The organism is Mesorhizobium sp. M4B.F.Ca.ET.058.02.1.1, from assembly GCF_003952505.1.
Lineage (GTDB): Bacteria > Pseudomonadota > Alphaproteobacteria > Rhizobiales > Rhizobiaceae > Mesorhizobium.
The window spans coordinates 3,148,229-3,161,629 of sequence record NZ_CP034450.1; the positions used below are offsets into that span (position 1 = coordinate 3,148,229).

Below are 13,401 nucleotides of genomic sequence, written 5' to 3' on the forward strand. Positions count from 1 at the left end.
ATGTCGCGTTTGGTGATGATTCTTCACCCTATGCAACGCCCGCTGTCGCACGCGCTGGCCAAGATCGTCGCGGTTGCGGCTCTGTATTACCTGACCGGCCAGCTTGGGCTGCTTCTGGCCGTGCCGCCCGGCTACGCGACAATCATCTGGCCGGCATCCGGCATCGCCGTCGGGGCATTGCTCGCCTACGGGCGTTCATTGTGGCCGGGGATCTTCGTCGGATCGCTCGTGCTCAATGCCGCTATCGGCGGCGGCTATTCAGCTGAAACCGGCTGGGCGCTCGACAAGCTCGCCGTTGCCGCCGCGATTGCTGGCGGCTCGACCGCGCAGGCCCTGGTCGCGCGGTGGCTTGTCGGTCGCGTGGTCGGGATACCGATCAATCTCAGGGGCATGCGCGATATCATCGCGCTGTTCCTTGCCGCCGCTCCGTTCAGCTGCATCGTCGCGCCCTCGGTTGGCGTGACCTCCCTGTACGTCGCCGGCGTTGTTCCTCCCGCGGGCGTGGCGCACAACTGGCTCACATGGTGGAGCGGCGATGTGCTTGGCATCGTCATTTTTTTGCCAATCGTGCTCATTGCCCCCGGCGCCAAGCGCCAGCTCAGCTGGCGCGGCACACCGCTGGGCGCATTGCCGATTGCCGCGATCCTTACGCTGCTTTTGCCCCTCGGCCTGACGTTCTACGGCTGGAAGGCAAGCAACCAGTTCATCTACGATCGCAACAGCGCGATTTTCGCCTCCATGGCGATCGAAAACGAGCAGGCGCTGATGCACCGCCTGGCGTCCTACGATCAGGCCTTGCTTGGCGGCGTCGGCTTCTTCGAAGGATCGAACTCCGTGAGTGCCGAAGAGTGGCGCTCCTATGTCGATGTCCTCGACCTCAAGCGCAGCATGCCCGGCGTCAACGGCATCGGCTACATCGAAAACGTTCCGGCGGAAAAGATATCGGACTTCCTTTTACGGGCGCAGATGGCGCAGCCGCAATTCACGATCCACCCCGACGTTCCCGGCGAACCTCGCTTTATCATCACCTATATCGAGCCGCTGGCACCGAACCGTCCGGCGCTTGGGCTCAACATCGCGTTCGAGAGCAATCGCCTGGAGGGCGCGACTCTCTCGCGAGATACCGGCAAGCCGGCCATCACCAAGCGCATCGTGCTGGTGCAGGACCAGACAAAGAGCAACGGCTTCATCCTGCTCCATCCCATGTACCGCAAGAACGTGCCGCTTGGTTCGGTCGACGAGCGACGCGCGGCCCTGACCGGTTGGATTTATGCGCCCTTCGTCGCGCAGAAATTCATGAGCGGGCTGACGACGAGCGAAGACCGTTCGCTGACATTGCAGGTCTATGACGGCGACGGCGAGAACGCCGATGCATTGATCTACCAGAGTGGTGAGCCCAACCAGTCCGCGTCCGCGCCGGCGTTTTCGATACGAAAGCAGGTCGACGTGATGCAGCAGCGTTGGACACTTTCGTGGCACAGCACGCCCGCGTTCGAGCAAAGCGTCGCCAGCCGGGAGCCGCTCCTCGTGCTCGCGAGCGGCATCGTCTTCACCGCCCTGTTCGGCCTCCTGCTGTCCTTGTTCGCCCGCCGTGCCGAAACGATCAAGGTACTCGTCGATCGAAAGACGAGCGAACTGGCCGAGCGGGAAGCGCTCTATCGCCTCCTGGCGGAAAATACCTCGGACATGATCAGCCGCGTCGCCTTCGACGGAACGCGGCTCTACACCTCGCCTGCCTGCATGCGGCTTCTCGGCTACACGGCCGAGGAACTTCTAAATTCAAATGCGTTTTCGGATGTCCACCCAAAGCAGCGATCTCGTCTCCAGGCCGAGTATGCGAAGCTGGCGCGCGGCGAAATCGACGAATCGAAAGGCGTGTTCACGCTGCACCGCAAGGACGACGACTGGGTGCAGGCGGAAATCACCCTGCAGCTGGTGCGCGACCGGACGGGAAGCCCCGCCGAGTTGGTCGTCACCGAGCGCGACGTCACGCTTCAGGAGCAGAGAGCCGAGGAACTCAAGCTTGCCAAGGCCGAAGCGGAAATCGCCAAGATGAACGCCGAGCAGGCGAGTGAAGCCAAGACGGCCTTCCTCGCGACCATGAGCCATGAAATCCGCACGCCGCTCAACGGTGTAATCGGCTATGGCGACCTGCTGCTTTCCTCCAACGAACTGTCGGAACAAAACAGGCGCTATGCCGAGCGCATCGGCACGTCGGCCGCGGCGCTGCTTACCGTCGTCAACGATATTCTCGACTTCTCCAGGATCGAAGCCGGTCAGATCGAAATCGACGCTCATCCGTTTGCGCTCGGCGCCTTGATCGACAATGTGCTCTCGATCGTCGGCGGCGTCGCCGCACGCAAGGGTCTTGCATTGGTCCGGAAGGTCGACCCGACCTTGCCGCCCCGCCTGATTGGCGATCAGGACAGGCTGAGACAGGTTCTACTCAATCTTCTGAACAATGGCGTGAAGTTCACCGCCACGGGAAGTGTCACCCTGGCCGTCGACCGCATCGGCGATTCCGGCGCCGGACCGGTCGGGCTGCGCTTTGCCGTCCGCGACACCGGCATCGGCATCTCGTCCGAACAGCGCGATCGTCTGTTCCAGCGCTTCTCGCAGGTTGACGGATCGATCCGTCGCGAATTTGGAGGCAGCGGTCTCGGACTGGCGATCTCGAAGCGCCTCGTCGAACTGATGGGTGGGCGGATCGGCGTTGAAAGCACGGCCGGCGAAGGTTCGCTGTTCTGGTTCGAAGTCGCGCTTGCCGAGGCCGGCTCGGAAGCGGAACCCTCCCGATTTGTCGAGGCGATGAACCAGACGACGGCGCCTGCCCGGATCCTGCTGGTTGAGGACATGGAGATCAACCGTGACATCGCTTGCGCGGTACTTCGATCCCGCGGACACGAAGTCGACATCGCGGTCGACGGCACGGAGGCCATCGCGGCGGTGCAGAACCGGACCTATGACGTCGTGCTGATGGACGTTCAGATGCCGGTCATGGACGGGCTCAGCGCAACCCGGCATATCCGGGCGCTCAATTCCCCGGCGCGGGATATCCCGATCGTCGCGTTGACCGCCAACGTGCTGCCGTTCCAACTCGCCGAGTTGCAGGCCGCCGGCATGACCGACCATGTCGGGAAGCCTTTCAAGCAGGCCGAATTGCTGGCGGCAATCGTCCGCAACACCGGCCGCGGGCCGGATCGAAACGCCGGCGAACCGGGTCCGGCCGCAGACGGCGGCCGGGACTTCAATGCCGATGTCTTCGGAAATCTCGAGACGGTGCTCGGCAAGAACAGAGTGGACAAGCTGCTCGACAAGCTGGCCGACGTGCTCAGGACCCGGCTCGTTTCGATCTCGCCTGAGGCGATCGATCGCGACGTCGTCCAACGCGACGCACACTCACTGGTCTCGTCGTCGGGCATGCTCGGTTTTGAAGCCCTGTCCAATTTGTGCCGCGACATCGAGACATCGTGCATCGCCGGCGCCGACCTGATGCCCGCCCTGCAACGTTTCGAGCGCGCGCGTGACGCCGTTCTGCACAAGATAGCGGCGCTCAAATCCGCTGCCTGACAGTCTGGTCCGTCATTCGGGCCAGGCGCGCCTCCTGATGGTCAGCATCGCTATGATCTTCATCATGGCCCGCGCGTCGGAGCCGGACTCAGATCACCGCTTCCTCCAGAAAAGGCTCGTTGCGCGATATGCGCTCGTAGCAGAATGGCGACAGATCGAGCGTCTGGAAGGCGCCGTGAACGATCAGCTCCGACACCGCTCGGCCGACGGCTGGCGATTGCTGCAGGCCGTGCCCGGAGAAGCCGTTGGCGAACATGAAGTTCCTCACCTCCGGATGGAAGCCGACAATGCCGTTGTGGTCGAGCATGTTGTATTCGTAGTGACCGGTCCAGCTGGTCTGGACCTTCAGCGCGTCGAAAGCCGGAATGCGGTGCCACAGCGCCGGCCAGATATGGTCGTCGAACTCCTCGAAGTGCATTTCGAAGTCGTCGTAGTCGGCCGGTCCGTCGCCCTGCGGCGTGTTGCCGGTGAGAAAGAGTTCGCCTTCCGGACGCACGAAGGTGCCGGAGAGGTCGATGACATTGGGCATGCGACCCGGGATCGGATTGGCGCTGGCGAAGACGAAGCTGTAGCGTTTGTAGGGCGCCACCGGGATCGACAGGCCAGCCATCGCCGCGACCTGCTGCGCGCGCGGACCGGCGGCGTTGACCAGGGTTCCACAGGCGACCGTCTGACCTGTCGCGAGACGGACTGAAACAACCCGCCCATCGGCGAGATCCAGTCCGGTCACGGCGTTGTCGATGTATTCGACGCCGCTGGCGCGAGCGGCGCGGCGGAAGCCGTTCATCATGCCCATGGAATCGAACCAGCCCTCTTCCCGCGAGCCCCAGGAGCCGCCGCCGAGATCCTCGACATTGAGCCAGGGAAAACGCTCCTTCAGCGGACCTGGCTCGAGGAAGACGGTGTGGGCGCCGAGACTGCGCTGCAGGTCGACGCGCTCGCGCGCCGCGTCCACGCCTTCGGGCGAGCAGCAGTAGAGATAGCCGTGCTCGCGAAAGCCGAGGTCGGGCGCCGGCTCGTCCTTGTAGAAGGGCGCCATGCGCTCCTGGAAGCCGCGGATGATCTCGATGCCGAACTGGCTGATCTTGACGTTGATCGGATTGGAATATTGCTGGCGGATGGCGCTGGTGGAGAGCGCCGTCGAGGAGAATTCGTAGCTCGAGTCGCGCTCGACCACGAGGATCGAGGCGCCATTGCCCAGCGCCTGGGTCAGCCAGTAGGCCGTCGACGAACCGATGACCGCGCCGCCGACGATGACGATGTCGTAGGCGGTGCGCGATGGCGCTTTGTAAGGGGGGATCGCCATGACTTTTCCTAGTGGTTGAACGAGGCGATCAGGGCATCCGAGCCCCGTGCCAGCAGGCTAAGGTCAGAACCGACGGCGACCATGGTGAAGCCATCTGTCAAATAGCGGTCGGCGTCGGCCTTCACCGGCGCCAGGATGCCGCTGGCCTTGCCCGCCGCGGTGGCGGACCTGCGCACGGAGGCGATCGCCTCCTGGACATGGGAGGCATTAGGATTGCCCATCGCGTCCATGTTGGTCGAGAGGTCGCCGGGGCCGACGAAAAGGACGTCCACGCCATCCACGGCTGCGATCGCGGCGGCATTGGCGACGCCGGTTTCGTCCTCGATCTGCACGGCGAGAAGCTGCTGTTCCCGCGCTTTGGCATGATAGCCGGCGATGCGGCCGAAGGCGTTGGCGCGGTGGCCGACCGAAAAACCACGGAAGCCGCCCGGGGCATAGGTCATCGCCGCGACGATGGAACGCGCCTGATCCGCTGTCCGTACGTTCGGGATCATCAGGCTGCGGCCGCCGATATCCATTGCCTGCTTGATCAGGCTGGCGTCGTCGGAGGGTAGCCGCACGACCGCCTCGCTGTCGAAGCCGCCCATCACCTGAAGCTGCGCCATGATGCTGCGCAGATGGTTGGGACTGTGCTCGCCGTCGACCAGGACCCAGCCGGCTCCGGAGCCGGCGACGATCTCGGTGGTGAGGGCGGAAGCCAGCGAGCACCAGATGCCGATATGGGCTCGGCCGGCAGAAATGGCGGCCTTCAGCGAATTGACGCGCTCCTGCATTTGCGATCGTCTCCCATGAGAAGAAGGTGCATTGAAATTTGTATGATGTCCTATATCATACGCCTCGCTTGGGCTGCAAGACGCTTAGACGCCGCACAGGAGTTGGCACATGAAAATTGGCTTTATCGGGCTTGGCGTCATGGGAGCACCGATGGCGCGACATCTCGCCGATGCCGGATACGAGATCGTCACGGTTCTGAACCGCTCTCCTCTCCCGAAAGATCTGCAAGCGTCGGTTGTTGCCTCCCCTGCCGAGGTTGCCCGAGCATCCGAAATCGTCATCACCATGCTGCCCGACACGCCGGACGTGGAGCGCGTCCTGCTCGGACAGAACGGCGCGCTGGAGGGACTGTCGGCCGGCAAGCTGGTCATCGACATGAGCTCGATCAGTCCGATCGCCACGGCGGAATTCGCGGCAAGGATTCGAGAGGCCGGAGCCGGCTATCTCGACGCTCCGGTCTCGGGCGGCGAGGTCGGCGCCAGGGCGGCGAGCCTCACCATCATGGTCGGCGGGCCGGCCGCCGAGTTCGAGCGGGCGCTGCCGATCTTCGAGAAGCTCGGCAAGAACACCACCTTGATCGGCGAAAAGAACGGCGCCGGCCAGACCTGCAAGATCGCCAACCAGATCATCGTCGCGCTCAACATCGAGGCGGTGGCCGAGGCGCTGGTCTTCGCCAGCAAGGCCGGCTGCGATCCGGCCAAGGTGCGCGGCGCGCTGATGGGTGGCTTCGCCTCGTCTCGCGTGCTCGAAGTGCATGGCGAGCGCATGATCGCGCGGACTTTCGCGCCGGGCTTCCGCATCCGGCTGCACCAGAAGGATCTCAACCTTGCGCTCGAAAGCGCCCGCGCGCTCGGCGTGGCGCTGCCGAGCACGGCCACGGCGCAACAGCTGATGAATGCCTGCTCGGCCCGGACAGGCGGCGCCGAAGCCGACCACTCGTCCCTCGTCAAGGCGCTCGAGATCCTCAGCGCCCATGAACTGTCAAACGGAAAGGAATGAACCAATGCGCGGTACCGGCAAGGCCGACGTCTTCGTCATGCTGGCCCATCCCGTGGGCCATGCGAAGAGCCCCGGCATGTTCAACGAGATATTCGAGCAGAAAGGGCTCGATAGCCTGATGGTGCCGCTGAGCTGCCGCCCGGAGGATTTCGACACCTTCTGGGCCGGCATAACTGCGGCCGAGAACATTCGCGGCGTGATCATCTCGGTGCCGTACAAGGTCCCGGTCTACCACAAATGCAGTGCTGCTCACGATCGCGCCGCGCGGGTGCAGAGCGCCAATTCCGTGCGCAGGCTGCCGGATGGAAGCTGGTACGCCGAAAATTTCGACGGCGTCGGCTTCATCGACGGGCTGAAGGCAGGCGGGCATCCGATTGCCGGCCGGCGCATACTGCAGGTCGGCGCCGGCGGCGCCGGGGCATCGCTGACCTACTGCCTGGCCGAGGAAGGCGCGGCGGAGATCCGGCTGGCCGACATCGACACGGATCGCGCCGGGAAACTCGCCGCGCTGGTCGGCAGGGCGTTTCCGAACTGCCGCATCGAGGTTGGCGAGCCCGATCCGTCAGGCATGGACATGGCGATCAACGCGACGCCGTCCGGGCTGAAAGCGAGCGATCCGTTGCCGCTGGATGTTAGCAAGCTGACTCCGGAGATGACGGTGGTCGACATTATCATGGAGCCGGCCGAGACGGCGCTGCTCAAGGCGGCGAAGGAGATCGGCTGCCGCATCCAGCCCGGACGCCCGATGATGGATTTCCAGGTGGAAGCCATGGCGGAATTCTTCGATATCGAGCGCAAGGAACGCCATCATGGCTGAGGCTTTGACCGCCGTCATCATCGGCGGCACTTCCGGCATTGGGCGCGCGATCGCCCTGCGCTTCGCCGAGGACAGCTATCAGGTGGTCGTCGCCGGCAGGGACTCCGAACGAGGCAAGGAGACGGCTCTCGCCTGCGAGACGGCGGGCGCGCCGCGTGCCCTGTTTGTCCAGACCGACGTCGGCAATCCCGCCTCCGTCGAGGCGCTGGCGCAAGCCGTCGTGGGGGTGCTCGGCACGCCGCATGTCGTCGTCAACTGCGCCGGCGTCCTGCAGAGCGGCAAGCACGTGCTCGACCAGGACCTGGACGAGGACGAGAAGATGTGGCGGATCAACTATCGCGGCACGCTGCTTGGCTGCCAAGCATTCGGCCGGCTGATGTCGGCCGCCGGGCGCGGCGCGATCCTCAATGTCGGCTCGCTCGCCTCCTTCGCGCCGCTGTCACTGCCGGCCTACACACCCGGAAAGCATGCGGTGCTGGCGCTGACGCAGATCCTTGCGGCCGAACTCGGCCCGCACGGCGTTCGCGTCAATGCGTTGGCGCCGGGCTACACGCTTTCGGACGGGCTGAAAGCGAAGATCGCCAAGGGTGAGCGCAACCCGGAAGCCATACAGGCCACCACCGCGCTGCGCCGCTTCGTCGAGCCGCGCGATGTCGCCGAGGCCGCGCTGTTCCTCTGCTCCGAGCGCGCCGCGTCGATCACCGGCGTCACCCTGCCCGTCGACGCCGGCTGGCTCGTTCAGGCGCCCTACGCGCAATATCTGCAAGGCAACCCGATCCGGCAGACGCCGGCAATCTGACAAGGACGATCCAGTGGGCGATATCCAGCGCTTTGACTTCGACACCCGCATCCACCACGGTGTCATCCACAACGGCACGCTCTATCTCATCGGCCAGGTCGCCCAACCCGGCCAGTCCGCGGCCGACCAGATGCACGAGGTGCTCGGCAAGATCGATGCGCTGCTTGCCAAGGCCGGCACGGACAAGAACCGCATCCTTCACGTCCAGATGTGGCTCGACGACATCAGAGACTTCGACGAGGTCAACACGGTCTGGGACGCCTGGATGCCGAAGCAACACGCGCCGGCGCGCTCTTCCGGCGAGGGCCGGATGGCGAAGCCCGGCATGCTGGTCGAGCTGATCGTCACCGCGGCGGTTTGAATGGTTCTGCCGGTTCGGGCATCATCCCGAATCGGGCGAGAGGGAGACTGATGACGAAGCGCAAGCCGCTGTCCACCGTCGTGGCCGAGAGCCTGTCCGAGAAGATCCGTTCCGGCCGGCTGCCTCCCGGCGCGCAGCTGCCGACCGAGGCGGAGCTGTGCGCGGCATACGACGTCAGCCGCACCGTGGTGCGGGAAGCGGTGGCGCGATTGCGTTCCGACGGCATGGTGGTGCCGCAGCAGGGACGCGGCATGTTCGTCAGCGAGACGCCGGCGCCGCGCAATTTCTCGATACCGGACGAGGCGCTGAGGACCTTGCCGGAGACCATCGCCCTGCTGGAACTCAGGCTGAGCGTCGAGGTCGAGTCCGCCGGGCTCTGCGCGGAACGGCGGAGCGAAGCAGAGGCGGGCGCGATCCGGGCCGTAATGGAGCAGGTCGACGCCCAGCAGGCGGATCCCGCCGTCGTCCAGATCCACTACGACTATGATTTCCACCTGGCGATCGCCAAGGCCGCGCGCAACGAATTCATCCACGGCTTCCTGGTCTATCTCCGGCCGATGATCGTGCCGCGCTTCCAACTCGGCTATGTGGTCGAACCCGCGCTCAAGGACAGCTACTACGCGCGCATCCACAGCGAGCACAAGGCAATCGTCGATGCCATCGAAAGGCAGGACGGCCGCGCCGCCCGCCAGGCCATGCGCAAGCACCTGCACAACAGTCTCGGCCGGGTGCGCGCGCTCGCCCGGGCCTCGGGCGTCGAGGCGACCGACGCCGAGCAGAAGGCGGCGGCGGCGGCGCTGTTCACCGAGAAGAACAAGCCCGTGCCGACGGCCGGATAGGCTTCGCCACCTTCGATGCGGCGCGCGTTCGCCGAGCAGGGCCGGCCGGGCGTTCACGAAAGCCATGTTTTTGCTCGATCGGCGGCCGAAAGCCCAGGTTCACGCGCTGAAAGCCTTACTTTGCCTGGGTTTGCGGGTTTCGCGGCTGCGCAAGCGCATTGGAATATTCCAGCCGCCAAAAAGGCCTTCGAAAGTTTATCTTTCCTTTTTGCTGGTTTTCTTGGTTTCGCGGCACCGGTCAAAGCCGCACAGTGAAAGCCAGGCAATCGGGGAAAGCCCACGTGACGACAGCCTTCATCACAGGTGCGACGAGCGGCATAGGGCGGGCCATCGCGGTCGCGTTGAGCGACGCGGGTTACGACGTCTATGCCGTCGGGCGCAGCCAGGCCGCGCTCAAGGAGTTGCAGGCCGAGCGGCCGGGCATCGTGCCGATCGCCGTCGACGTTACGGACCGCGAGGCGCTGGAATCGGTCGTGGCCGATCTCACCATCGACGTGCTGATCAACAATGCCGGGATCATGCCGCCGCTCGGCAATTTCGCCGACATGAAGATCGCCGACATCGACACCGCGCTCGAGGTCAACGTTAGCTCGGCAATCCTGCTCACCCGCCTCGTCGTGCCGCAGATGCGCGAGCGGCAGTCGGGGCACATTCTGTTCACCGGGTCTTCCGCCGGCCATGCGGCGTTTCCGAACGTCGCCGTCTATTCTGCCACCAAGGCGGCGATAGCCGGCTTTGCCGCCGCGCTGCGCGCCGACCTCTCCCCTCACGGCATACGTGTCACCGAAATCGTGCCCGGCCGCGTCGAGACGCAGCTCTACAAGGACATACTCGACGCGGAGGCCCGGGCCGCCATGTACGCCGGGAACGTCGCCGTGCAGCCGGACGACGTAGCGAGCATGGTCGTCACGCTGCTCGGCCTGCCCGCATGGGCCGACGTAACCCGCTTCGACATCATGCCGACCCGGCCGACCAGCCCAAGCGGCAGCAAGCAAGGAAAATAGGATGAAAGACCTTTCCGTTCTCATCGTTGGTGGCGGCGCCGGCCTCGGCGCGCTTTTGGCACGGATGGCCGTGGAGGCCGGGGCGGCAAAGATCGGCATCATCGACATCAACCAGGACGCGGCCGAGAGCGCGCTGGAGCCGGCCAAGGCCAAGGGCCTGCCGACCGCGTCTGCGACCTGCGACATCCAGGTCGGCCCGCAGTGCCACGCCGCTTTCGAGGCCATCGTCTCGAAGCTCGGGCGCGTCGACACGCTGATCAACTGCGCCGCGATCTACCCGCGCCGCCCACTGCTCGAGATCACCGACGCGGAGTGGGACGCCTCCAATGGCATCAACATCAAGGGCACCTACCACATGATGGCGGAGGCCGTCCGCCACATGCAGTCGCAGGAGCCGAAAGCGCAAGTGCGCGGGCGGATCGTCAACCTGACCTCGGTGGATGCGTTCAAGGCGCATCCGCAGAACGCCCATTATGCGGCGACCAAGGCTGCCGTCGTCAGCCTGACGCGGTCCTTCGCCCATCACGTCGCCAAGGACGGCATCCTGGTGAATTCGGTGGCGCCGGCCGGCATGGCGACGGAGAAGGCAAAAGCCCTCGGCTTCCTCGAGGAACTGGCCAAGGCAAGCCCGCTCGGCCGCGGCGCCGAGCCCACCGAGATCGCCGAGTGGGTGCTGATGACCGGCGGCCCCAAGAATACCTACATGACCGGCGAAAACGTAATCGTTTCAGGTGGTTATATCTACGCATGAGGCGACATTCCGCAGCCGCCGGCGGCGGAAAATACAGCAGTGCATGATCGACGGAGCCCAAGCAAAGAGGAGGCGGAATTCACGATGACCGGCAAGCTTCGCCTTCCCTCGCTCAATGCGCTCAGGGTCTTCCATGCCGTCGCGCAGCACAAGAGCTTCCGGCAGGCGGCCGACGAACTGCTGGTGACGCCGCAGGCGGTCGGCCAACAGATCAAGCTCCTGGAAGACACGCTGCAGGTGACGCTGTTCGAGCGCAAGGGCCGATCGATCGAACTGACGGAATCGGCGATCCTGCTGTCGCATTACGTCAAGGCCGGCTTCGACGAGTTCTCGGAAGGCGTCCGCCGCGTCACCAAGTCGAACTACCGGGATCGCATCAACCTGAATGCGAGCCCGTATTTCGCCACCCACTATCTGCTGCCCAGGCTTTCGCTGTTCCGCGAGATCCTGCCGGGCGCCGACCTGCGCCTGACGACGATGGTCGACCTGCCGGATTTCGGGCGCGACGACATCGATATGACAGTGCAGTGGGGTTACGGCAGCTGGCCCGACTACGACACGACGCTGCTGGTGCCGGACCCGAAGATCATCTGCTGCACGCCGGCGATCGGCGAGAAGATCAAGTCGGCGCACGACCTGACGAAGTTCACGCTGCTCGACACCGTCAAGTCGAAGCGCCTGTGGCCGGATATATTGCGGCACCTGGGGGTGGAGCTGACAGATGGTGACCGCAGCATCAGCTTCGACGATGCGGCAACCATGCGCCGGGCGGCCTTGCAAGGCATCGGCGTGGGCCTGGTTTCCGTCATCGACGCCGAGGAAGACTTCCGGTCGGGCGCGCTCGTTGCGCCGATCGGCCGCGACGCCATTGCCGACATGAAGCCGGAGGAAGTCCCCGGCTTCTACCTTGTCGTCCCGCGCGGGCATCTGCGTGTGAAGGCTGTGGCCGCGCTGCACCGATGGCTGGCGCAGCAGGACTGGCGAAGCGACCTCAAGATTTCCTTGCCGAAACCGACCCCGCTTTCCGACTAGGAAGCGGCTTCGCGACCGAGTTCCGAACGCTGTTTCGGACTCCAACAAAAACAAGAAACTGAACAACCTCAACAGTGGAGACAACACCATGAAAATGATGCAATGGGGGGCTGCGGCCCTGGCCGTTGGCCTGGTTCATTTCGCGGCGCCGGCCGAGGCCGCGGGCGGCAAGACGCTCGAAACCGTCAAGGCACGCGGCTTGCTCAACTGCACCGGCCATGACGGCTCCTATCTCGGCTTCGCCGAGGTCGACGACAAGGGCAACTGGAAGGGCATGGACATCGACCTCTGCCGGGCGGTGGCCACGGCTGTGTTCGGCGACCCGGCAAAACTGAAGGTCGTTCCGATCAGCTGGGCCCAGCGCTGGCCGTCGCTGCAATCGGGCGATGTCGACATTATCATCAAGGCCTCGGGCGGCACGCTCAGCCGCGACACCGAGCTCGGCCTGCAGTTCTCCATGTCCTATTATCTGGGCACGACCAAGGTGATGGCGCACAAGGAGCTCAACCTCAAGTCGCTCAAGGACGCCGATGGTGGCACGATCTGCATTCCCGCCGGCACGACCATCGAGCAGCAGGTCGCCGCCTATGCGCAGAAGGTCGGGATCAAGCTGGAACCGGTCGTCATCGAAAAGACGGAAGAGCTCGAGCAGGCATACTTCTCGGGTCGCTGCGACATGTACGCCCAGTGGGGGCCGGTCCTTGCAATCGCGCGCGTGGCCAAGGGCAAGGTCGACGATCACGTGATCCTGCCCGACGTGCTTGCGGTCGAACCCGAAGTCATGATCGTGCGTCAGGGAGACGATAACTGGGTCGACGTCGCCAACTGGACGCTCACCGCCCTGCTCTTCGCCGAGCAGGAAGGCATCACGTCGAAGAATGTCGACGAGATCAAGGCCAAGCCCACCTCGCCGGCAGTCGCGAAGTTTCTGGGTGCGGCACCGGGCATGGGCAAGGGTCTCGGGCTTCCCGACGACTGGGCCTACAACGTCATCAAGAAGGTCGGAAACTATGCGGAGATCTTCGATCGCGATCTCGGCAAGGAGTCGCCCTACAAGATGGATCGTGACCTGACCAACCTCTGGAACAATGGCGGCGTCCTGTTCCCGCTGGTCATCGACTGACCGTTCTTAACGCGTCCCGCTCTGAG

General features: G+C 64.5%; 13 protein-coding genes. 11 read left to right on the forward strand and 2 right to left on the reverse strand.

Annotated features, from left to right (window positions below):
• Nucleotides 1-30 precede the first annotated feature (30 nt).
• Nucleotides 31-3,570: a CHASE domain-containing protein gene (locus EJ073_RS15505; protein ID WP_189347356.1), complete on the forward strand. Its 3,540-nt coding sequence runs from the start codon at nucleotides 31-33 to the stop codon at nucleotides 3,568-3,570.
• A gap of 88 nt (nucleotides 3,571-3,658) precedes the next feature.
• Here EJ073_RS15505 and EJ073_RS15510 read toward each other — a convergent pair whose 3' ends face one another.
• Both EJ073_RS15510 and EJ073_RS15515 read right to left on the reverse strand, forming a co-directional pair.
• Complete coding sequence (locus EJ073_RS15510; protein WP_126056505.1) at nucleotides 3,659-4,876, reverse strand: FAD-dependent oxidoreductase; 1,218 nt, start codon at nucleotides 4,874-4,876, stop codon at nucleotides 3,659-3,661.
• An 8-nt stretch (nucleotides 4,877-4,884) separates the two neighbouring features.
• Nucleotides 4,885-5,649: an aldolase/citrate lyase family protein gene (locus tag EJ073_RS15515; RefSeq protein ID WP_126056506.1), complete on the reverse strand. Its 765-nt coding sequence runs from the start codon at nucleotides 5,647-5,649 to the stop codon at nucleotides 4,885-4,887.
• A gap of 109 nt (nucleotides 5,650-5,758) precedes the next feature.
• Here EJ073_RS15515 and EJ073_RS15520 point away from each other — a divergent pair, with 109 nt between their 5' ends.
• The 10 genes from EJ073_RS15520 to EJ073_RS15565 all read left to right on the forward strand — a co-directional run bounded on the left by EJ073_RS15520 (nucleotide 5,759) and on the right by EJ073_RS15565 (nucleotide 13,375).
• Nucleotides 5,759-6,649 (forward strand): 2-hydroxy-3-oxopropionate reductase, encoded by an 891-nt coding sequence (locus tag EJ073_RS15520; protein WP_126056507.1) that lies wholly within the window; start codon nucleotides 5,759-5,761, stop codon nucleotides 6,647-6,649.
• Between the two features lie 4 nt (nucleotides 6,650-6,653).
• Complete coding sequence (locus EJ073_RS15525; RefSeq protein WP_126056508.1) at nucleotides 6,654-7,466, forward strand: shikimate dehydrogenase; 813 nt, start codon at nucleotides 6,654-6,656, stop codon at nucleotides 7,464-7,466.
• Nucleotides 7,459-8,265 carry an SDR family oxidoreductase gene (locus tag EJ073_RS15530; RefSeq protein ID WP_126056509.1) on the forward strand — a complete coding sequence of 269 codons (807 nt, stop codon included), beginning with the start codon at nucleotides 7,459-7,461 and terminating at the stop codon, nucleotides 8,263-8,265. Before EJ073_RS15525 ends, EJ073_RS15530 begins: the two co-directional genes overlap by 8 nt.
• A gap of 13 nt (nucleotides 8,266-8,278) precedes the next feature.
• The gene (locus EJ073_RS15535) at nucleotides 8,279-8,626 is read left to right on the forward strand and encodes a RidA family protein (RefSeq protein WP_126056510.1); all 348 of its coding nucleotides are present in this window, start codon (nucleotides 8,279-8,281) and stop codon (nucleotides 8,624-8,626) included.
• Nucleotides 8,627-8,676: 50 nt separating this feature from the next.
• On the forward strand, nucleotides 8,677-9,465 hold the full coding sequence (locus EJ073_RS15540) for a FadR/GntR family transcriptional regulator (protein WP_189375068.1): 789 nt from the start codon (nucleotides 8,677-8,679) through the stop codon (nucleotides 9,463-9,465).
• A gap of 15 nt (nucleotides 9,466-9,480) precedes the next feature.
• Nucleotides 9,481-9,720: a hypothetical protein gene (locus EJ073_RS15545; RefSeq protein WP_126056512.1), complete on the forward strand. Its 240-nt coding sequence runs from the start codon at nucleotides 9,481-9,483 to the stop codon at nucleotides 9,718-9,720.
• Between the two features lie 26 nt (nucleotides 9,721-9,746).
• The gene (locus EJ073_RS15550; protein ID WP_126056513.1) at nucleotides 9,747-10,469 is read left to right on the forward strand and encodes an SDR family oxidoreductase; all 723 of its coding nucleotides are present in this window, start codon (nucleotides 9,747-9,749) and stop codon (nucleotides 10,467-10,469) included.
• Nucleotide 10,470: 1 nt separating this feature from the next.
• Nucleotides 10,471-11,220, forward strand: a complete 750-nt coding sequence (locus tag EJ073_RS15555) for an SDR family oxidoreductase (RefSeq protein WP_126056514.1) — start codon at nucleotides 10,471-10,473, stop codon at nucleotides 11,218-11,220.
• An 84-nt stretch (nucleotides 11,221-11,304) separates the two neighbouring features.
• Nucleotides 11,305-12,252 (forward strand): LysR substrate-binding domain-containing protein, encoded by a 948-nt coding sequence (locus EJ073_RS15560; protein WP_126056515.1) that lies wholly within the window; start codon nucleotides 11,305-11,307, stop codon nucleotides 12,250-12,252.
• An 88-nt stretch (nucleotides 12,253-12,340) separates the two neighbouring features.
• Nucleotides 12,341-13,375, forward strand: a complete 1,035-nt coding sequence (locus EJ073_RS15565; protein WP_126056516.1) for an amino acid ABC transporter substrate-binding protein — start codon at nucleotides 12,341-12,343, stop codon at nucleotides 13,373-13,375.
• Nucleotides 13,376-13,401: the final 26 nt, after the last annotated feature.